The following is a 21375-nucleotide window of genomic DNA, read 5'->3' as shown; positions in this document are numbered from 1 at the left end:
ACCCATCTCCATGACGCCGGTGCCCACGCACGGCTTCCCCGTGGGCGCGCCGGGTTACCAGCCGCTGGGTTTGCTGGGGCAAGGCGCATCAGGCCAGGTGTTCAAGGCCAGGCAGCGCAGCACGGGCCAGTTTGTCGCCATCAAGATTCCCCATCCGGCTTCGGCGCACGACCCCGCGGCGAACCGGCGCGTGCAGCAACGCCTGCACCAGGAGACGCGGGTGCTGGCGATGCTGCAGCACGCCCATGTGGTGAAACTCATCGACAAAGGCATGGCGGCGGGCGGGCTGATTTTCGCGGTGCTTGAATTCATCCCGGGGGAGACGCTCAGGGATTTCCTGCAGCGCAACGGCGGCCTGCCGCTGCCGGACGCCATGGCCTTGATGGCACAACTGCTGGACGCCCTGACCTTTTTGCACCAGCACCAGGTCGTGCACCGCGACCTCAAGCCCGAAAACATCATGGTCGTTTCCACCGGGAGGGCGCTGCACCTCACGCTGCTCGACTTTGGGCTGGCCAGCCACCACGGCGAGCCGCGCTTCATGGCGGGGGCGGAAGGCACACCCGCCTATTGCGCGCCGGAGCAGTTGCGCGGAGAGGCCTGCGTCCCCGCGACGGACATCTATGCCTGGGCGCTGATCTTCCTGGAGTGCCTGAGTGCCAGGCCTTGCGTCCAGGGTGCGGACGTCAACGAAGTGCTGCATCACCAGCTGAGCGCGGCGCCCATCGCCCTGCCCGACGAACTGGCCGGCCAGCCGCTGGCGCCGCTGCTGCGGCAGGCCTTGCACAAAGACCTGCGGCAGCGCACGGCCGACGCGGCCGGCCTTTACCTGGACCTGGCGCAATGCCTGGCGCAACTGCGCGGCACGCGCCAGGGCCAGCTCGCGCCTGCCGCCCCGGTGGATGCCGTGAAGCAGCTGACGCTGGACAGCATGGACATCGCGGCCCAGCCCTCCAGCGGGGAACATGCACTGGGCATCCTGTGCGTGGGCCTGCGCCTGTACCCGGCGAGGAACGCCTCGCTGGCCCTACCCTACCTGCAGGAGATACGGGAGCAGCAGATGCGCTGGTGCGCCAACGCCGTGCAGGGCGGCCAGGGCCAGAGCGCCGGGGTGCTGGGCGACTGCATGCTGTTTCATTTCGAGCAGGGCGCGAGCGGCGAGCAGAACCTGCGGCAGGCGGCCGTCGCCGCCATGGACCTGTGCACACGCGTGCAGCGCCGCAGCCGCTTGCTGGAGGTCCAGCACGGCGTGCGGCTGGAAATATCGGGCGCCATCCACAGCGTGACGCCGGCCTCGCGCGGCGATGCCTCCAGCCGCAACCGCGGCGCCAACGTCGCGCTGCACCTGAACAGCGTGGCCGGGCCGGGCGCCATCGTGGCCAGCCAGCATGCCCGCCGCGAGCTGGCGGCCAACATGCGCTTTGAAGCCTATGCCGGCACGGCGGCGGCGCGGCATGAAGAGGAAGACAAGGAGGAAGACAGGGTGTTCAGGCTGATGGAAAGCCACCCTTCCTGAACCATGCGCGAGGCCTCACAACATCAGCTGCTCAACCTGCTCGACGGGGCAGCTGCGCCAGCGCCGGTTCAGGGTCTCCTTGGGGCTGGTGTTGCGGGCATGCACGCGGGCCACGTACAAATGCTGGTCGGGGTTGACCACGATGCGCTTGTGCTGCGGCGCCCAGACGAAAGCGTTGTCCTCGCCCACGTTGATGTCGGCAAAGGGCGCGGCGCGCCAGAACTCCCTGCGGTAGCAGAGGGTGCCGCCGCACACCCAGGGCGAGCGGCCGTCGTACACATACTGCCAGGCGCGCCGCCCTTGCGGCGCATAGAAGAACACCTTGTCCAGCCCGCAGATGTCCGCGCCCTGCGCCAGCAAGGCCCTGGCCTGCGAACTGAGCCAGCCCGGCGCCATCCAGTCGTCGTCGTCCCAGTGCGCGATCAGCTCGCCGCGGGCCAGTTCGCAGGCGATGTTGCGCTTGGCGCCCAGGGTGCATTTTCGGTCCAGCCGCAGGTAGCGAATGCTTTCGTGTTGCGGAATGAGGTCGGCCACGCTGTCGCGCCCGTCGTCCAGCACGATCAGCTCGCAGGGGCTGTAGTCCTGCGCCAGGAAGTTGCGGATCGCCTGCGGCACGAAGTCGCGCCGGTCGGCGGTGGGCATGATGCAGGACACCATCGGGCGCGCCGGCGCGGCGCCGGCCTGCGCCGCGGCAACCGGCGAAAAGTAGAAATCGCGGTCGCGCCACAGGCACTCCGGCTGCGGCATCAGCGTCCAGGCGTCCTGCTGCAGGTAGTGCCCTTCCTTGAACTTCCAGGTGTTGCCGTGGTGGCGCACATAGACGCACAGCTCGCGCCCCGGGACACGGCACAGGCGCGCGCCGCCGCCCAGGACTTTCTGCAGGAAGTCGGCGTCCTCGCGCAGCGAGGTGGCCGGGTAGTGGCCACGCGTCTCCCACAGGCTGCGCCGGTACAGCAAGGTGCCGCCGCTGACGTTCTCGACAAACAGGCGGCGAAACAAGGCCCGGCTGGCGGCCCAGAACTCGGCCTGCGGCCGCGCCATGAAGAGCATGTCGTTGAGCCCGGTGATGTCGGCGATGTTGTGCAGGATGGGCGCGGCCTGCCGGCTCAGGCGCTGCTCGCCGTACCAGTCGTCGTCGTCCCAGTGCGCGATCAGTTCGCCCCGGGCCAGGCGCACCGCCTCGTTGCGCTTGGCGCCTATGCTGGTTCCGGGGGCCATGCGGATGCAGCGGATGCGTGCGTCTGCGACGTCGGCGGGCAGGTCGCCGTCGTCCTCGTAAACGATGATGAGCTCCAGCGCCGGATAGTCCTGGCGCTGGAAGTAGCGGATGGACTGCGCGACGAACCCGGGCCGCGCGCGCGTGGGCATCACACAGCTCAGCAGGGGCGGGGCCGTGGCCGGCATCGCGGCCTCGGTGATCGCTTCCGGGACGGCGGCAAACGGCACGAAGATGCGCATGCGCTCGGGCATGGCGAAGTAGCGGCACTGCTCGCCGGCGCAATGCGCGTGGTAAGGCGCGGGCTGCTGCTGCGCCTGGCCGCGCCAGGCGCAAAAGCGGTCCTGGTAGAGATGTTTGCTGGTTTCCAGCAGGCCGTCCTGCAGCAGCGACTGCCGCGGGCACGGCGGCGCCCGGTGCACAAAAGCGCCCTGGGCCCAGACCCCGCGAAAACCGGCCCGCGCGGCGCGGATGTTGTAGTCCATCTCCCAGCACGGCCCCTGGGCGTAGGCCGCGTCGGCGGCGCCTATGGCGGCCACCACCTCGTTCCTGACCACATAACAAAAGTCGGACAGGCTGTGCAGCGGCTCCAGCGGCGTGTACGCGTTGCCGAATCTTGCCGCCAGCGCATCGGCCTGGTTCCACAGGGCTTCCTGCGTGGCGCCGCAAGCCGGTGCCGCGGCCTGCTCGTTCCAGCCGCGGTTGGTCGAAGGGCCGGCCAGGCCGTGGCTGGCATCGGCATCCAGCGCGGCCAACAGCAACTCCAGCCAGCCCGGCGTGACACGCGCGCCGTTCTCGAGAAACACATAGACGTCGGCCGGCACGCCGACCAGCCGGTTGAAGCAGGCGGCCGCGCCTTCGTGCACGGGCCCGGGCAGCTGCGCGATGCCCGGGTGGGCCGCGAACCGCGCCTGCAGCGCCCGGGCCTGGTCCTCGCCGGCCGGGTCCGGCAGCAGCCGCAGGCCGAAAGGCATGGGCGTATTCTCAAACAGGCTGGCCAGGGTGGCGGCCAGCGCCTCGGCATGCGCGGCCACATACACGCCGATCAGGATCTCGCGGTCTTGCGGGGCGGGCATCTACCACGCCTCATGGCTGGCCACCAGGCCCGCGCCCAGCAGCATTTCAAGCTTGCGCCAGGGGCTGCCCGGCGCTTCGTCGCCCCAGTCGCCCACCGCATCCAGCAACTGCGCCAGCGCCACGCCCCGGGCATCCACCGCGCTGTAAAAGCGCGGGTAGCACAGCAGCAACTCCTCCGCGCAGGCGCGTATCAGCGCTTCGCGGCGCGCCGGCTCGGGAGCGTGGAAGGAAACATACAGCGTGGGCAGGCCCAGTTGCGGCAGGCGCCGCCACAGGCCGGGAATCACGGCGTACTCGCCGCCCTCGATGTCCATCTTGATGAAGTTGCAGTCATCGATGGCATTGAGCGCCAGGAAGCGCTCCAGGTCCATGCCAGGGACCTCGCGGCAGGGCTGGCCGACGGCGCCCGGGGCGGCCAGCATGCCCGACATGCTGTCGCCGAAATGGCTTTGCTCGCCGAAGTAAAGCCCGCCGGCGTACAGCCGCAGCGGGCCGTTTTCGGGGCCGATGCCGCATGGATGCAAGTGGATTTTCCGCCGCAGGGCAGGGTTGGCATCGACGTTGGCCGCCAGCTCGGCAAAGGCCACCGGGTCCGGCTCCAGGGCATGCACGCGGCGCGACAGCAACGCGCCGTAAAGAACCGTGGGCCCTATCCAGGCGCCCACGTCGATGTAAGAACGGTCGGGCCGCAGGAAGCGCTGGAACACCTCGAAGGTCTGCGGCTCCCACAGGCCGGCTGCCACGCGGCCCCAGAAAGCCTTGCGCGCATCGCCGGAGCGAACCCGGAAGGCGCGGCGGTGGACGAACACGCTGAGTTCGTGCTGCGCATCCGCGTGCGCGCCGGCATGAAAGCTGTTGGCTTGCACGAGCAGTCCCATCGCCGGCTACCAGACCGTCAAGGGGGGAAGGCCGGACGTGTTGGCGCTGAATTCGAAGGCATTGCCCTCGAAAATGAAGCCCGGCACGCTGATCTTGCACCAGACCGCGCCCGCGTAGGGGCTGCTGCCCACGGCCAGGCGCATCTGGATGCTCACGGCCTGCTTCAGGGAGTCCTGCATTTGCAGCGACAGCGGCAGGTAGTAGTTGTTGCCGTGGAAGTTGGTCTTCCTGCTGCGCGCTTCGCACATCATGGTCACGTAGCTGCCGTTGTCGTCGTAGACCAGCAGGAAGACGAACTGGTAGTCGGCGCTGGCCTGCCAGAAGAGCCGCACGGTGCTGCCCGGGACGGTTTGCCGGGCCGGTATGGCGCGCGCAGGGTAGATGTTGACCACGCCGGGGCCGCTGGCGTACAGGGAGTTGACGGGCACGTCCAGCACCGGCGACGTGCTCTGCAGCGCTATCGGGTCACCGCTGACCGGCGTGCTGGTGGAAAGCGCCACATTCACCAGCGGCGGCACCTGCTGGGCCAGCGTGGAATGGCGGGCGGCCCGCGAGCCGTCGCAATTGAACACGTAGCCGCCGAACTCGGTGATCACGCTCGGGGCTTGCACACCCATGCCGCAGGAAGGCACCAACTGCAGCTGGACCAGGTTTTCGCCCGGCAGCTGCGGTGACCTTTGCAGGCGGCGCACCGTGCCGAGGTGGTCCAGGCAGACCTCCAGCCCCCAGGTGATGCCGGCCAGCTCGAACACGCCGGCGCCGTCGTAGTTGACCACCTGCTGTTCGCGCCCGCGGCCGCCGGTGGTGGAAGGCGCCAGGTGCTCGACGTCGCCCAGCAGCAGGCCACCGGGATTCGCCGCCGCCGCAATGAAGTCCACGCCGGACATCAGCTCCTTCATCACCACGCGCGCGCCGGTGTCGCCCTGCACCGCCACACCGCCCAGTTGCACCAGCGCGAAGTTATAGACCTCCTTGTTGGCCAGAGGGTCGATGTCGTAAGGCGGCGTGTTGAGCGTAGGCGAGGACACACCCAGGATGGTGCCGAAGACGAATACCCAGTCGAGCCACTGGTCGTCGGCGGCGATGCGCTGCAGCGCCGCGATGGCCAGTTGCACGTCGTCCATCTGGTAGGCGCCCGATGCGCCGCGGAAAAAGAACTCGGGCGCCATGAAGACGTTCAGCGTATCGCCGGGCGGCGGCGGCGGGGACTGCGCCGGCAGCGCATCGCGCGCGGTTTTCATGGCGCGCAGCATCAGGTCGCAGCGCGCCTCGATGTCCTGCTGCGGGTTGTTCAGCCCGAGGTAGGTTTTGGAACCATCGGGGTTCAACTTGGGCGCCGTGTCGATCACGTAGCCCATGAAGCGGACGTTGTTGTAAGCCATGCTGTTTCTCCTGTGAAGATGCTGGGTGGGTCAGTCGGAAGTCATCGGATGAAGGGCGCCAGACCGTAGGTGAACTTGATGATGTGGTTCACGTAGACGTTGATCGGGCGCGTTTCGTACTGGCTTACCAGCACCGGGCTGGGCGGGGGCTGGCCGGGCACCGGCTGGCTTGGCACCGGCCCGCCGGTGGTCAGCGCGGTGGTCGTGCTGGGCGCACCGGCGGCCGTGCTGGGGGACGAGGAAATGGCCGGCGCGGGGACGCTGTTGTAGGTGTGCTCGTGGGTCTCCACGGCGAAGGGCTGGGTCGAGCCCACGCCGCTGCTTTGCCCCTGGCCGCCCGGCGGCACTTTGCGCGTGGCGATGTCGGGGTCGTTCTGCGTGCCCGTGCCGTTGCCGCGCAGGAAGAAGCCGCGGTAATCGGGAATCAGGAACTGGTTGCCGCTGCCGCCGTAGACATAACCGAGCACCGCGAACAGCTCGGGGTAGTCGCAAGCAGTGAGCGTGCGGCCGTCGCAGAACATCCAGCCCCAGGCTTCGACCGGGTCGGTGACGTAGTCCTGCGGCGTCACGGTGGTGGCCGCGCCGGCGCTGTCGGGCGCACCCAGGGTGCCGGCGAAGGCCGTGACGGAGCCGACCGGCAGCTCGCCAAAGCCCGGGCGCACGAAGAAGGGGTTGTTCATGCCCGGCGCCATCATGGTGCGGCACTCCCGATGGCGGCGGCGGGCACGATGCCCCCGCCCACGCCCGTCACGGCGCCGGCTTCGTCAATCACCTGCATGGCGGTGGGCACCACCACTTCCCAGCACGGCCCGACGTGCCGCGCGGGACGGCGCGCAGGCCCGGCATGCTTGAGGTCGTCGACCAGGGGAATGTCGCCGGGATTGACGGGCGCCAGGCTGTCACCGGACGGCCACAACATGCCGGCCGAATAGAAGTAGAGGAAAGCCATCACATGCGCGGGCTGCACCGGCAGCAGCACACGCGCCTGGTCGGCCTGCAGGAAGCTGGCGAACAGGGCATCGTCGTCGGCGGCCAGGCTGCCCAGTTCCGGTTCGGCCCCGCCGGCGCCCAGGCCGGGGCTGGCGTAAAAACTGTAGACCATCTCGTTCCACTCCAGCACCTCGTCAAAGAACTGCAGGTAGCGCGGCTCGTTGACGCTGAATTCCGCGGGCGGCGACAGCGCTGTGGCCTCGGAGGCCATGCCGGTCAGCGCGAGCAGGCGCTCCAGCAGCAGGCGCAGGCAGGCGTTCTTGAGTTCGCGCTGCTCGATCTGCCGGTTCGCCAGCGGCGAGCGTGGGGCGATGCGCCCCTGCGGGCCGCCGTCGGCGCGTGCATGGTAGGCGGCCAGCCGCTCCTGGTAGGCGCGCATGATGCCGGCGTAGATGCGGATGCGCCATTCGTCCATGCAGCGCGCCGAAGGGACGCAGGCGATTTCCACGTTGACCTGCACCTGCGGGTCGGCGGGCGGCGACAGGCTGGGCGGGTAGTCCAGCACGGACACCGGCACGCTGTCGTCCTCGCCGAACAGCGTCATCCCGTCCGGATCGGCGGGCGGGTTGAACGTCTGCCGTCCCACCAGCACCACGGGCGCGGGCACGCCGGTGGGCGCGCTGACGTAGCTGACATAGGCCTTGGCGGCGCAGTAGCCGCCGGGAATCGCGATCTGTTTTTCTTCCCCGTCGCGCAGGGTCGCCGAGGCGAAGCGCTGCGCCAGCGGCGGCGGCTCCAGGTCCAGCACGCCGTAGTAAGCGCCAAGGCGGGCGTAGTTGCGCGGGTTGATGTCTTCAAAGGTGGCGATGTGCAGCCGCAGCGGCGCCACCGGCTTGACGAAGTCCTGGCCTGCCAGGGCCTGCTCGCCCGCGATGAACGCCGCAGCGGGCCTGCACACCATGAACTCCATCATGAGGCGCTGGCCGTAGTTGACGACGCAGGCCTCGTACACCTTGTTGAGCCAGCGGAACACGCCGCGCATGCCGTGCGTGCCGCCCGTGTTGTCGACCAGGCTGACCACCGAGTCCTCGGTCTGGCTCATGGTGCTGCTGGAGCGCGTGAGGCTCACGCTGCGGCTGATGCGGTTGACGGTCTTGTTCAGGATGTCGCGCGCGAAGCGGGTGGTGTCGTCCAGCCCCGGCGCGGCGCCCGGCTGCACGGTCTTGGTCCAGGAGCCGTCCAGCGTGGCCTGGGTGGGCGGGCCGTAGCTGCTGGTGAACTTGTTGTACTGGTTGGTTTCGCTGGCCTCGGCCACGGTCTTGCGCGACTCCTCCTGCAGGTTGCTGCGTTCGTCCGCGGCGTCGTTCTGCAGCAGCTGCTGTTCCTGCGTGCTCTGGTGCCGCTCATCGACCTGGCGGTGGGTGCGCTTGTGCGTCACCTCCCGGCGTTCGCCGCGCATCACGTTTTCAATGCGCGCGATCTCGCCGCACTGGTAGCGCAGCAGGCGCTGGCGCACCATCTGCAGGTCGCCGATGGCATAGGGCTCTATCCAGCCCGGCGGCCCCGGCGGCGGGGAGGCATCAGGGGCACGGGCTTGCGCGGCGGGCAGCGGAAACACCTGCGCGCTGAGCGCGGGCGTGGCATGGAGCAGCTCGGTGATCTGCTGCGCGGTCAGGTGGGACTGCTCCGCCACGACCGGTTCCGTTGCCGCAACTCCCGCGCTTTCGGCGCTTTCGGCGCTTTCGATCGGTCCGGCAGTCGATGCGCCGGTGATGCTGGCGTAAGGCTGCAGCGCCACCTCGACCAGGTGCGCCATCAGCAATACCCGGGTCAACTCATCGAGCAGCGCCGTGTCGTAGCCCAGGGTGATCACCAGGGCAAAGTAGCTCTGCCAGACGCGGTCCAGCGCTTCGGCATAGGCACTGGAATCAAAGTAGCGCCAGTCCAGCGCGTAGCGCGACAGCAGCCGCGTGACACGTTCGCAGGCCTTGGCCAGCCAGGCCGCCGGCGCGCCGTCCGGTTTCGGCAGGCGCATGAAAACCCGCGCAAACTGGCCGACGGGACCGGCAAGGCTGTCCATGCCGCCGACGAAGCCGCCCGGGTAACCATCGCCGTCGATGAAATTCAGGGCCAGTTCCTGCGCGGCCTCGCGCCCTCCCTGCGGCTGGTTGCGCGCATCCACCAGGTCGCCGAAGAAAGCGCTTGAAGGCGGGCTGGCGCCGGCGTACTGGACGAAGCCGTAGAGCAGGTCGCCAGCGCTCACCTTGGGCCAGCGCCGCACGTAGACATAGGGAAACAGTTCGTCGGGATGGCTGGTGACGATGGAAATGGGTTCGACCGGGCCTATGGGAGGGTCCGGCTCTATGGGCGGCGGCCCCGGCGGCCAGGGCGGGCCTGGCGGCGGCAGCGGCCCGCGCGTGGGGCAGGCCACCATGATGCCCTCGAAGTGGTGGTCGTCGCTCTGCCCTCTCATGCCGTAATGGATGTCGGCAAAGATGGCGGTGTTGGTCACGCCGTCGATGTGCACCGGCGTTTTTTGCTGCAGGTAGCCCGAGACGTAGCAGCCCGAGCGGAACCTGAATTCAAAAGGCTTGGCCGGCCACAGCCGCGTGATGGTGAGCAGCTGGTTTTCGGCCGGGCCGGACCTGCAGGACACGCCGGCCATGGACGGAATGTCGTCGCCCGGTTCGCGATTGATGGTGAAGTCGAAGACCAGGCAGCCGTCCATGGCCGACCAGCTTCTTTTGACCATTTCGTTCACTCGGGTGCTCCTGTGGGGGCGGCATGCGGCCCGCGTCGCCGGCGCGCGGCCGGGGGCCGCGCGCCGGTGAAGCGGCTTTAGCACATCACGATGTTTTCGAGGTTGAAGGCGAAAGGCGTGGAGTTGGCGCCTGGGCCGCCGCCGGTCATGACGATGTCGGCGCTCGCGATGCCCAGCAGCGACAGCTCGGTGTTGATGTTGGAAATGATCGCCGAGTCCATGACCTGGCCCTGCACGATTTGCGAGGCCACGCCGATCCAGATGGTGGGCTTGAACTCGAACACCGCTTTTTGCTGCGGGGCGATCGAGGTCTTGACCGCCAGCAGTTTTCCGGCCTTGTAGATGCTGGCATTGATGGCGCCCACGGGCAGGCTGTTGAGCACCTGCACTTCCTTGGAGCTGGTGCCGCTGCCGGCTTGCACCAGCCGGTCGCCGGAGGTCGTCAGCGCCATCTGGAACAGCTGGCCGTTCTGCGCATCGAGCTGCGGCGTGTAGTTGCCGTAGCTGTCGCTGGCGCCGACCTGCATGGTCATGGGGAAGGTGAAGGGATGGTTGTCACCCTGGCCGCAGTAGCGGATGACCTGCCAGGCCACCGCGAGTTCGTCGAAATTGGTCGCGACGTTCTTCTGGAAGATCACGATCTCCGAGTTGTTCGCGTCATTCGAGTTGTTGATGAAGTTCAGTGCAATATCCATGGTTTTCTCCTGTTGATCCTGTTGATAAAAAGATGGCAGCGCACCATGCGTTGCCCGTTTGCCATCGTTGCCCTGCTGCCCCGGCGGCGAACCCTGCGTGTCCAGGCCTGGCGGTTTCCCTCAGGCGTGAACGATGTTTTCGAGATTGAAGAAAAAAGGCGTTGAACCCTCGCCCGGACCACCGCCCGTCATCACGATGTCGGCGCTGGCGATGCCGATCAGCGAGAGCTCGGTATTGGTGTCCGACATCACGGCGGAGTCGATCGGCTCGCCCTGCACGACCTCGGAGGTCACGCCTATCCACAGCGCCGGCTGGTACTGGAAAATCGCCTTCTGCCCGGGAGATACCGAGGTCTTCACGCCCATCAGGCGACCATCCTTGAAGATGCAGACATCAACCGCGCCCTGGCTCATGCTGTTGAGCACGTCCAGCTCGGTCGACGCGCTGGACGGCCCCGTGTAGAGCAGGCGCCGGCTGCCGGTGGGGGTGGTGACCAGGCTCAGCATCTGGCCGTTTTTGGCCTTCAGGCGCGGCGTGAAGTTGGCGTGCTCGTCGGTGATGGACACCTCGTAGCTGTCGGGATAGACAAAAGGGTGAGTGCAGTCGCGCCCGCAGTAGCGGATCACCTTCCAGGCCACCGCCAATGACGCCATGGTGGTGAGCACGCTCTTCTGGTAGACCACCACCTCGGACTTGTTGCCGTCGTTGGACTTGTTGACGAATCGCAGTTTGATATCCATGGTGATTCCCTGTGGTGGCTTGTCTGCTGGGGCCGGCGGCTTTCCGCTTCAGTGGTGCTACTCTAGGCAAGGCTCACGGCCAAAGCGATTACAGGCAATTACAGAAAGCGCGGGTGGAAATGCCCCTTGCGGGGCGGCCTGCAAAGCGATGTGAACGCAGGGACTGTCCACGCCACGCCGCATGCAGGAACCGCCCGGTCCGCGCGCATGGCCTTGTCATAAACTTGACGTACCTGCGCGGCATCCGGATGTGATGCGCCTCCCTGCGCCCCGGCCCGATTTGAAAGTTGCCCCATGACCAAACCAGACACGTCCAAGCCAACCGCCGCACCCCGGCTCACCAGCCTTTCACACGGCGGCGGCTGCGGCTGCAAGATCGCGCCGGGCGTGCTCAGTGAAATTTTGAAGAACTCGGGCAACCTGCCGGGCCTGAACATCCCGCCGCAGTTGCTGGTGGGCATAGAGACCGCCGACGACGCGGCCGTCTACCAGCTCAACGACGAGCAGGCGCTGATCGCCACCACCGACTTCTTCATGCCCATCGTGGACGACCCCTACGATTTCGGGCGCATCGCCGCGACCAATGCGATCAGCGACGTCTATGCCATGGGCGGCACGCCCATCATGGCGCTGGGCCTGGTGGGCATGCCCGTCAACGTGCTGCCGCTGGAGACCATAGGCGCCATCCTGCGCGGCGGCCAGGACGTCTGCCGCGATGCCGGCATCCCGATCGCGGGCGGCCACACCATCGACTCGGTCGAGCCGATTTACGGCCTGGTGGTGATGGGGCTGGTGCATCCTTCGCGCGTCAAGAAAAATTCCGGCGCAAAAGCCGGCGACGTGCTGGTGCTGGGCAAGCCGCTGGGCGTGGGCATCCTGTCGGCGGCGCTGAAAAAAGAACAGCTCAACGCCGAGGGCTACGCCCGCATGATCGCGCTCACCACGCAACTCAACAAACCCGGCATTGAACTGGCGCGCATGGAAGGCGTGCATGCGCTGACCGACATCACCGGCTTCGGCCTGGCCGGCCATGGCCTGGAGCTGGCGCGCGGCGCCGGCCTGCAGCTGCGCATTGACTGGCAGCGCGTGCCGGTCATCAGCGGCGCGCGCGAACTCGCGGCGCAAGGCTGCGTGACGGGCGCATCCGGCCGCAACTGGGCCAGCTACGGCGGTGAAGTCCATCTGCCGGCCGCTTTTTCCGAGGTGGACAAGGCCTTGCTGAGCGACCCGCAGACCTCGGGCGGACTGCTGGTGTCGTGCAGCGCGGACAGCGCCGGCCAGGTGCTGGCGATCTTCCACGCCCAGGGCTTTGGCGAGGCGGCGGTGATAGGGGAAGTCGCCGCAGGCACGGGCATGGCCGTGCGCTGAGCGATACGCGCGCAAGCCCTGCGCCGCAAGCCCATAGGCCGGCGCCGGCAAACGACGGGTCGCACGCCCCCCGGCGTGAAAAGCCCGCCAAATCGAGGCAAACCACGTGTTTACCCCTATGTTTCCGGGGGCCTGTCGTCAAAATGCTGTCAGCTTGCCTTCTATAGTTCTTTATAAAATTTCCACGTCGCAAGAAGCCATCCGGACTCCCCGCCCCAAGCGGGACTCCGGATGAATTTTTATGCGCATCCCCTTTACCCTGGAGACAAACAATGCGCGCATTACTGAGATTTTCCAATGCGGTGGACTGGCTCAACACACAGATCGGCAAGCACGTCATCTGGCTGATATTGGCCTCCACCGTGATCAGCGGCATCAACGCCATCGTCCGCAAGGTGTTCAACGTGAGTTCGAACGCCTACCTCGAAGTCCAGTGGTATTTGTTCGCCGCATCCTTCCTCATCGCGGCCGGCTACACGCTGCTGCAGGGCGAGCACGTCAAGATCGACGTGGTCTCCAGCCGCCTCTCCAAGCGAGGCCAGATCTGGGTGGACATCATCGGCTTTACCCTCTTCCTGACCCCGGTGTGCGTTGCCCTCCTTTACTACGGTATCCCGTTTTTCCTGCGCGGCCTGCAGTCCGGTGAAGTCTCCGGCAACGCCGGCGGCCTGATCCGCTGGCCTGTCTACGCCATGATCCCGCTCGGCTTCACCTTGCTGCTGCTGCAGGGCTGGTCGGAGCTGATCAAGCGCATCGCATTCCTCAAGGGCCTGATCGAGGACCCGACCGTCAAGAAGGTGGAAAAAACCGCCGAGGAAGAGCTGGCCGAAGCCATCCGCAGGCTTGCGGAAACCAAAACCAACGCCGGCTGACCGGGAGACACATTCATGGAATTTTTCATTCAAAATCTCGCCCCGATCATGTTTCTGGGGCTGATCGTTTTCCTGCTGATGGGTTTTCCTGTCGCTTTCAGCCTGGGCGCCTGCGGCCTGTTTTTCGGCTTTATCGGTGTGGAGCTCGGCGTGCTGCCGGAAGCGCTTTTGCAGGCGCTTCCGCTGCGCGTTTTCGGCATCATGCAGAACGACACGCTGCTGGCCATTCCCTTCTTTACCCTGATGGGATTGATTCTTGAACGAAGCGGCATGGCGGAGGATTTGCTGGACACCATAGGCCAGCTCTTCGGCCCGGTGCGCGGCGGCCTGGCGCTTGCCGTGATCTTTGTGGGCGCCCTGCTGGCAGCCACAACGGGTGTGGTGGCCGCATCCGTCATCTCGATGGGCCTGATCTCGCTGCCCATCATGCTGCGCTACGGCTACGACAGGCGCATCGCCGCCGGCGTCATCGCCGCCTCCGGAACCCTGGCGCAGATCATTCCGCCGTCCCTGGTGCTGATCGTGCTGGCCGACCAGATGGGCCGCAGCGTGGGTGAAATGTACAAAGGCGCGTTCATCCCGGGCTTCGCGCTCACGGGCATGTATGTGCTGTATGTCGTGGGCCTGGCCATCTTCAAGCCGCACTGGGTGCCCGCCCTGCCGGCCGAAGCCCGGACCATCCGCGAAGACGGCGGCAAAAGCGGCCTGCTGTCGCTGGTCGTCCTGACGGTGATCTCGACCGGCATCGCGTTTTATTTCGGCGAACACTACGCCGCGGTACAGAGCTGGGTGACGGGCGTGACCGTCACCACCGTGGCGACGGATGAGACCATCGTCGTGTCCATGTGCGCGGGCGTCATGCTGGCATTCGTCATCGCCGTGATCAACAAGGTCACGGGGCTGAAGCTGCTGTCGCGCATGGCCGAGCGCGTCACCTTTGTCCTGATCCCGCCCCTGCTGCTGATTTTCCTGGTGCTGGGCACGATCTTCCTTGGCATCGCCACCCCGACCGAAGGCGGCGCCATGGGCGCGCTGGGTGCCTTCATCATGGCCATGGTGCGGCGCAGGCTCAACTTCACGCTGCTCAAGCAGGCCCTGGCCACCACCACCAAGCTGTCCTGCTTCGTGGTGTTCATCCTGATCGGCTCCACGATTTTCAGCCTGACCTTCCAGGGCGTTGACGGCCCCAAATGGGTCGAGCACCTGCTCACCGGCCTGCCCGGCGGCCAGACCGGCTTCCTGATCGTGGTCAACCTGTTGATCTTCTTCCTGGCCTTCTTCCTGGACTTCTTCGAGCTGTCCTTCATCGTGGTGCCGCTGCTGGCGCCCGTCGCCGAAAAGCTCGGCATCGACCTGATCTGGTTCGGCGTGCTGCTGGCCGTGAACATGCAGACCTCGTTCATGCACCCGCCATTCGGGTTCGCGCTCTTCTACCTGCGCAGCGTGGCCCCCATCAAGGCCTACACCGACAAGGTCAGCAAGAAGCTGATCGAGCCGGTGACGACCATGCAGATCTATTGGGGCGCCGTGCCTTTCGTGCTGATCCAGGTCATCATGGTCGGGCTGATCATCGCGTTCCCCGGTATCGTCTCCAGCGGCCTGGACAAGAAGCAGGTCTATGACCTGGACAAGGTACGCATCGAGATGGAAAACAACATGCCGGCCATGGAGCCGGCAACGGATCCGTTCGCGCCCGCGCCCGAGCCGGGGGCTTCGGATGCCACCGGCGGCGTGCCCGCGCCGGAAACGGCGCCGGCAGAAGTCGACCCCATGAAAGCGCTTGAAGAAGCCGCGAAAAAGAAATAGGCGCAGGCCTCTTTCCTCAAGCTAAACCAAAGCCCCGTTTGCACGGGGCTTTTTTTTCCTCCCGCGCTTGCCTTGCAGGAGCTGGAACCATGCCAGGCAGGCAAACCATGCGAGGAAAAGCGGGCATAAAAAAAGCCCCGCCAAGCGGGGCTTTTGATCGGAATGGATCCGGCTCTTACATCTTGCGCGTTTGCATGAAGGTATCGAAGCGCGATTCGGCAAAACGGAACCAGAGGATCTGGTCGCGCTGGAAAGCGCGGTAGTCGCCGTAGATCTTCTTCCAGTCGGGGTTCTTGGCAGCGATTTCTTCGTACACGTCCATGGAAGCCTTGAAAGAAGCCTCCAGCACCGTGGCCGGGAAAGGCAGCACCTTGGTGCCGCCGGCCACCAGCTGCTTCAACGCGCCGGGGTTGCGGGCGTCGTACTTGGCCTGCATGTCGATGTGCGCATGCGAAGCGGCAGCTTCGACAATGGCTTTGTACTCGGCCGGCAGGGAATCCAGCGCCTTGTTGTTGATGAAGAAGTCAACCTCGGGGCCGCCTTCCCACCAGCCGGGGTAGTAATAGAACGGCGCCACTTTGGCAAAACCGAGCTTCTGGTCGTCATAGGGGCCGACCCATTCGGCGGCGTCCAGCGTGCCTTTTTCAAGCGCCTGGTAGATTTCGCCGCCGGGCAGGTTTTGCGGAACCACGCCGAGCTTCTCGACCACCTTGCCGGCAAAGCCGCCGATGCGGAACTTCAGGCCCTTCAGGTCGGCCACAGTCTTGATTTCCTTGCGGAACCAGCCGCCCATCTGGGTGCCGGTGTTGCCGCCGGGGAAGCTCACCATGTTGTACTTGGCGTAGAACTCGTTCATGAGCTTGCGGCCGTTGCCTTCGTACATCCATGCCGACATCTGGCGCGAATTCATGCCGAAGGGAATGGCCGCGCCGATGGCGAAGGCCTCGTTCTTGCCGAAAAAGTAGTAAGGCACGGTGTGGCACATTTCCACCGTTCCCTGCTGCACGCCGTCGACCACGCCGAAGGCGGGCATCAGTTCGCCGGCCGCATGCACGCTGATCTGGAACTTGCCGCCCGTCATGTCGCTGACCTTCTTGGCGAACACTTCGGCGCCGCCGTAAATGGTATCCAGCGGCTTGGGGAAGCTGGAAGCCAGGCGCCAGCGGATGGCGGCCTGCGCGTGGACTGCGGGAGCGATACCGGCAGCCAGCACACCGGCGATGCCGGCGTTTTTGATAAGTGAGCGACGATCCAAAATACTGTCTCCTGAAAGGTTGTCGAATGTGCGGGCCCTGGTTGGGGACCCGCCGGACTGCCCGAGCCGGCACTGCCCGTAAAGGCTGCGTCCTCAAGCGTAGGTCAGCGGAAGATTTTGTCAGCTTTCACCCGGCGCCCACCCCGTTTTTACCCGTAGTGGCTTAAAAATAAAAAGCCGCCTGCGGGAGGCGGCTTGCTGAAGGCTGACAGGGCCCGAGGCCCTGAAATTCAAAGCTTCTGGGCTTGCATGAAGCGGTCGAAAGTGGCCTCGGTGTAGCGGAACCAGAGGTTCTGTTCGGCGCGGAATTTCGAATAATCGGGGTAGACCTTCTTCCAGTTCTCATTCCTGGCATTGAGTTCTTCGTAGAGGGCCATGGATTCCTTGAAGGCGGCGTTCATGACGTCGACGGGGAAAGGCCTCAGTTTGGTGCCCGCGCCCACCAGCTGCTTGAGCGCGCCGGGATTCTTCGCGTCGTATTTGGCCTGCATTTCGCCGTGGGCCTGGGCCGCAGCGGCTTCCACGATGGCCTTGTATTCGGGCGTGAGCGCGTCAAAGGCCTTGTTGTTGATGAAAAAGTCGAGTTGCGGGCCGCCCTCCCACCAGCCGGGGTAGTAGTAAAAGGGCGCGACCTTGTTGAACCCGAGCTTCAGGTCGTCGTAGGGGCCCACCCATTCAGCGGCATCGATGGTGCCTTTTTCGAGCGCCTGGTAGATCTCGCCGCCGGGGATGTTCTGCGGTACGCCGCCTATGCGCTCCAGCACCTTGCCGCCGAAGCCGCCTATGCGCATTTTCAGGCCCTTGATGTCCTGGAGCGACTTGATTTCCTTGCGGTACCAGCCGCCCATTTGCGAGCCGGTGTTGCCGCCCGGAAAGTTGATGATGTTGTACTTGGCGTAGAACTCGCGCATCAGTTTCAGGCCGTTGCCTTCATACATCCAGGCACTCATCTGCCGGCTGTTCAGGCCGAAGGGAATGGCGCAGCCCAGCGCAAAAGTCTCGTCCTTGCCGAAAAAGTAATAGGGCGCGGTGTGGCACACCTCGACGGTCCCCTGCTGCACGCCGTCAACCACGCCGAAGGCCGGCATCAGTTCGCCGGCCGGGTGAACCGAGACTTCAAACTTTCCCCCGGTCATCGCCTTGACGGCCTTGGCAAACACCTCGGCAGCACCAAAGATGGTGTCCAGCGACTTCGGAAAGCTGGACGCCAATCGCCATCGGAGCGCCGCCTGCGCATGAACGGCAGGCGCCACGCCGGCGGCCAGCACTCCGGCAATGCCGGCATTCTTGATGAGTGAGCGACGATCCATAAAACTCTCCTGAAGTTATAAGAAGTTATCCGCAGGCTTCGCCGCCCCGCCCACAGTTACTGCAATAGTTGCAGGACTTCCGGGCGCGCCGGCAAGGCATGGACACTTTGTCACTCTTTTCCGCAAAGCTACCCCGTTCTTACCCGTAGACCGGCGGGAGGCCGGCGTGGATCGCCCATGAAAAAAGCCGCCTGGAAAGGCGGCTTTGGGGGCGGCCCGGGCACGGGCCCAGGCACGGCGTGATTACAGTTTCTGGCTTTGCATGAAGCGGTCGAAGGTGGCTTCGGTGAAGCGGAACCACAGGTTCTGGTCACCGCGGAATTTCGAGTAGTCCGCGTAGACCTTGCGCCAGCTTTCGTTCTTGGCCGACAGCTCTTCGTAGAGCTTCATGGATTCCTTGAAGGCCGCGTTCATGACGTCGGCGGGGAAGGGACGCAGCTTGGCGCCGGCGCCCACCAGTTGCTTGAGGGCGGTCGGGTTCTTGGCGTCGTACTTGGCCTGCATATCGACGTGGGCGGCCGCGCTGGCGGCTTCCACGATAGCCTTGTATTCAGGCGAGAGCGCGTCGTAGGCCTTCTGGTTGATGTAGAGGTCAAGCTGCAGGCCGCCCTCCCACCAGCCTGGGTAGTAGTAGTTGGGCGCCACTTTGTTGAAGCCCAGCTTCTGGTCGTCGTAGGGGCCAATCCATTCGGCCGCATCGATGGTGCCTTTTTCCAGCGCCTGGTAGATTTCGCCGCCGGGGATGTTTTGCGGCACGCCGCCCAGGCGTTCGATGACCTTGCCGGCAAAGCCGCCGACGCGGAATTTCAGGCCCTTCATGTCGGCCAGCGACTTGATTTCCTTGCGGAACCAGCCGCCCATCTGCGCGCCGGTGTTGCCGCAGGGGAAGCTGATGATGTTGTACTTGGCGTAGAACTCGCGCATGAGCTTCAGGCCGTTGCCTTCGAAGGTCCAGGCGCTCATCTGGCGGCTGTTCAGGCCGAAGGGGATCGCACCGCCGATGGCGAAGGTTTCGTCCTTGCCGAAGAAATAGTAGGGCGCCGTGTGCGCGGCTTCAATCGTGCCCTGCTGCACGCCGTCGACCACGCTGAAAGCGGGCATCAACTCGCCGGCGGGGTGCACGGAGATTTCAAACTTGCCGCCGGAAATGGCCCGGACATGTTTGGCGAAGCTCTCGGCGCCGCCGTAGATCGTGTCCAGCGATTTGGGAAAGCTGGACGCCAGGCGCCAGCGAACGGCGGCCTGCGCGTGAACGGCAGGCGCAACGCCCGCGGCCAGAACGCCGGCAACGCCCGCGTGCTTGATGAGTGAACGACGATCCATCAGGGTGACTCCGAAATGTGAAAAATGAAAATCCCGGGGCCGGCGAATGCACCGGCCAGACTGCTTTTGCAGGTCCTGGGGAATTCTAGAAATCAGGGGGGTGGCGGCTGGGCGGGTTTACCCTTGAAGAGCTGACAGCAAGCTGTCTATGTGAGCCCCCACGGTCGTTCACTTCGTGTAACTCCCTGCCCCCCGAGGGGGCCGCCCGCCTGCGGCCCGGCAAAGCCGGTTCCGCGGCTCATGCTGGGTTAAGAGCGATTTCAACGGCTCAGGCGACGGACTTGAGTGTGGGCTTGGTGGGCTTGCCGGACTCGAGCAGCGCGCCGAAACGCGCGGTGACGGCCGCTTCGATGCCGGCGGCGTCCAGCCCTTGCATAGCCAGCAGTTTGGCGGGGTCGCCGTGTTCGATGAACTCGTCTTTGAGGCCCAGCTGCAGCACCTGTTTGGCGACGCCGGCGGCTTGCAGCGCTTCGCTGACGGCGCTGCCTGCGCCGCCCATGATGGCGCCCTCTTCGACCGTGACCAGGGCTTCATGGCTGGCCGCGACCTTGAGCAGCAGTTCGGTATCGAGCGGCTTGGCCCAGCGCATGTTGACGACCGTGGCGCCGAGTTTTTCGGCGGCCTGCAGGGCCGGGTAGAGCAGCGTGCCGAAAGCCAGGATGGCGATGCCCGCGCCTTCGCGGCGGATTTCGCCTTTGCCGAAGGGCAGCGCTTCAAGCCCGGCGTCGGGCGCGATGCCGGCGCCGGCACCGCGCGGGTAGCGCACGGCGACCGGGTGGTCTTGTTCAAAGGCCGAGCTCAGCAGCTTGCGGCATTCGTTCTCGTCGGCGGGACAGGCCACGCTCATGTTGGGAATGCAGCGCAGGAAGGGAATGTCGTAGGCGCCGGCATGTGTGGCGCCGTCGGCGCCGACCAGGCCGGCGCGGTCGAGTGCGAACACGACGGGCAGGTTTTGCAAAGCCACGTCGTGGATCAGTTGGTCGTAGCCGCGCTGCAGGAAGGTCGAGTAGATCGCGACCACGGGCTTGAGGCCTTCGCAGGCCATGCCTGCGGCAAAGGTCACCGCATGCTGCTCGGCAATGCCGACGTCGTGGTAGCGACCGGGAAAGCGTTTGTGGAACTCCACCATGCCAGAGCCTTCGCGCATGGCCGGGGTGATGCCGACCAGGCGGCTGTCGTGCTCGGCCATGTCGCACAGCCACTGGCCGAAGACCTGGGTGAAGGTCTGTTTGGCCGGCGCGGCCGATTTTTGCAGGCCCATGGCGGGGTCGAACTTGCCGGGGCCGTGGTAGGCGATGGGATCGGCCTCGGCGAGCTTGTAGCCCTGGCCTTTTTTGGTGACCACGTGCAGGAATTGCGGGCCGCCCTGGGTGTCCATCAGGTGCTTGATGTTTTCCAGCGTGGGCACCAGCGACTCGAGGTCGTGGCCGTCAATGGGGCCGATGTAGTTGAAGCCGAAGTTTTCAAACAGCGTAGCCGGCACCACCATGCCCTTGGCATGCGACTCCAGGCGCTTGGCCAGCTCGAGCAGCGGCGGCGCCACGCGCAACACCTGCTTGCCCATCTGCCGGGCCGACGCGTAAAAGCGCCCGCTCATGAGCTGGGCCAGGTAGCGGTTCAGCGCGCCCACGGGCGGGCTGATGCTCATGTCGTTGTCGTTGAGCACCACCAGCAGCTTGCAGTGGTCGTGCACGCCGGCATTGTTCAGCGCTTCAAACGCCATGCCGGCGCTCATGGCGCCGTCGCCGATGATGGCCACCGCATGGCGGTCTTCGCCCTTTTGCTGCGCGGCCAGCGCCATGCCCAGCGCGGCGGAAATCGAGGTCGACGAATGCGCCGTGCCGAAGGTGTCGTAGTCGCTCTCATCGCGGCGCGGGAAACCCGACAGCCCGCCGAACTGGCGCAGGCTGCCCATGCGCTCGCGCCGGCCGGTGAGGATTTTGTGCGGATAGGTCTGGTGACCCACATCCCACACCAGCCGGTCTTCGGGTGTGTTGAAGACGTAATGCAATGCCACCGTGAGCTCCACGGTGCCGAGGTTGGAACTCAGGTGCCCGCCGGTTTTGGAGACGCTGTCGAGCACATAGGCGCGCAGCTCGTCGGCCAGGGGCTTCAGGCCGGTGCGCGGCAGCTTGCGCAGGTCGGCGGGGCTGTGGATGGTGTCAAGCAATGGGTACATCGTGGTGTCGTTGTTATGGCGAGGCCGTGTCCTCTGTCCCTGTCTGTCTGTAGGTCAGTCCTGGT

At 65.6% G+C, this 21375-nt stretch carries 15 protein-coding genes; 4 read left to right on the top strand and 11 right to left on the bottom strand.

Translation table 11 applies throughout. The features are described from left to right. The first annotated feature begins 10 nt into the window (after nucleotides 1-10). A complete protein-coding gene (locus ACLV8F_RS01810) occupies nucleotides 11-1516 on the top strand; it encodes a protein kinase domain-containing protein (protein ID WP_411882535.1) in 1506 nt (501 codons plus the stop codon). A 15-nt stretch (nucleotides 1517-1531) separates the two neighbouring features. Here ACLV8F_RS01810 and ACLV8F_RS01805 read toward each other — a convergent pair whose 3' ends face one another. From ACLV8F_RS01805 to ACLV8F_RS01775, 7 genes are all read right to left on the bottom strand, one after another. Beyond that, nucleotides 1532-3808, bottom strand: a complete 2277-nt coding sequence (locus ACLV8F_RS01805; RefSeq protein ID WP_411882534.1) for a glycosyltransferase family 2 protein — start codon at nucleotides 3806-3808, stop codon at nucleotides 1532-1534. Further along, the gene (locus ACLV8F_RS01800) at nucleotides 3809-4687 is read right to left on the bottom strand and encodes an FkbM family methyltransferase (protein ID WP_411882533.1); all 879 of its coding nucleotides are present in this window, start codon (nucleotides 4685-4687) and stop codon (nucleotides 3809-3811) included. A gap of 6 nt (nucleotides 4688-4693) precedes the next feature. Then, complete coding sequence (locus ACLV8F_RS01795) at nucleotides 4694-6070, bottom strand: hypothetical protein (protein ID WP_411882532.1); 1377 nt, start codon at nucleotides 6068-6070, stop codon at nucleotides 4694-4696. Between the two features lie 41 nt (nucleotides 6071-6111). Beyond that, on the bottom strand, nucleotides 6112-6750 hold the full coding sequence (locus tag ACLV8F_RS01790) for a phage tail protein (RefSeq protein WP_411882531.1): 639 nt from the start codon (nucleotides 6748-6750) through the stop codon (nucleotides 6112-6114). Nucleotides 6751-6761: 11 nt separating this feature from the next. Continuing rightward, on the bottom strand, nucleotides 6762-9752 hold the full coding sequence (locus tag ACLV8F_RS01785; protein WP_411882578.1) for a hypothetical protein: 2991 nt from the start codon (nucleotides 9750-9752) through the stop codon (nucleotides 6762-6764). 86 nt (nucleotides 9753-9838) lie between these two features. Then, nucleotides 9839-10456 carry a hypothetical protein gene (locus tag ACLV8F_RS01780; protein WP_411878058.1) on the bottom strand — a complete coding sequence of 206 codons (618 nt, stop codon included), beginning with the start codon at nucleotides 10454-10456 and terminating at the stop codon, nucleotides 9839-9841. Between the two features lie 120 nt (nucleotides 10457-10576). After that, entirely contained in the window at nucleotides 10577-11197 is a 621-nt protein-coding gene (locus tag ACLV8F_RS01775; RefSeq protein ID WP_411882530.1) for a hypothetical protein, read from the bottom strand. 294 nt (nucleotides 11198-11491) lie between these two features. Between ACLV8F_RS01775 and selD the strand changes: the two genes are divergently transcribed. From selD to ACLV8F_RS01760, 3 genes are all read left to right on the top strand, one after another. Further along, nucleotides 11492-12565, top strand: coding sequence for a selenide, water dikinase SelD (gene selD / locus ACLV8F_RS01770; RefSeq protein WP_411882529.1), 1074 nt, complete (start codon nucleotides 11492-11494; stop codon nucleotides 12563-12565). Between the two features lie 272 nt (nucleotides 12566-12837). Next, nucleotides 12838-13437 carry a TRAP transporter small permease subunit gene (locus tag ACLV8F_RS01765; protein WP_411882528.1) on the top strand — a complete coding sequence of 200 codons (600 nt, stop codon included), beginning with the start codon at nucleotides 12838-12840 and terminating at the stop codon, nucleotides 13435-13437. 15 nt (nucleotides 13438-13452) lie between these two features. Next, nucleotides 13453-15243, top strand: coding sequence for a TRAP transporter large permease (locus ACLV8F_RS01760; RefSeq protein WP_411882527.1), 1791 nt, complete (start codon nucleotides 13453-13455; stop codon nucleotides 15241-15243). A 175-nt stretch (nucleotides 15244-15418) separates the two neighbouring features. On the opposite strand, the gene ACLV8F_RS01755 is transcribed toward ACLV8F_RS01760, so the two are convergent. From ACLV8F_RS01755 to dxs, 4 genes are all read right to left on the bottom strand, one after another. Next, nucleotides 15419-16498 (bottom strand): TRAP transporter substrate-binding protein, encoded by a 1080-nt coding sequence (locus ACLV8F_RS01755; protein WP_411882526.1) that lies wholly within the window; start codon nucleotides 16496-16498, stop codon nucleotides 15419-15421. A 230-nt stretch (nucleotides 16499-16728) separates the two neighbouring features. Beyond that, nucleotides 16729-17808 (bottom strand): TRAP transporter substrate-binding protein, encoded by a 1080-nt coding sequence (locus tag ACLV8F_RS01750; protein ID WP_411882525.1) that lies wholly within the window; start codon nucleotides 17806-17808, stop codon nucleotides 16729-16731. A gap of 243 nt (nucleotides 17809-18051) precedes the next feature. Further along, entirely contained in the window at nucleotides 18052-19131 is a 1080-nt protein-coding gene (locus ACLV8F_RS01745; RefSeq protein WP_411882524.1) for a TRAP transporter substrate-binding protein, read from the bottom strand. A 268-nt stretch (nucleotides 19132-19399) separates the two neighbouring features. Beyond that, the gene (dxs, locus tag ACLV8F_RS01740) at nucleotides 19400-21310 is read right to left on the bottom strand and encodes a 1-deoxy-D-xylulose-5-phosphate synthase (RefSeq protein WP_411882523.1); all 1911 of its coding nucleotides are present in this window, start codon (nucleotides 21308-21310) and stop codon (nucleotides 19400-19402) included. Between the last annotated feature and the right edge of the window lie 65 nt (nucleotides 21311-21375).

It is taken from the genome of Polaromonas sp. YR568 (assembly GCF_943369675.1).
Lineage (GTDB): Bacteria > Pseudomonadota > Gammaproteobacteria > Burkholderiales > Burkholderiaceae_C > Polaromonas.
This window is presented reverse-complemented; position numbering and strand designations above follow the sequence as displayed.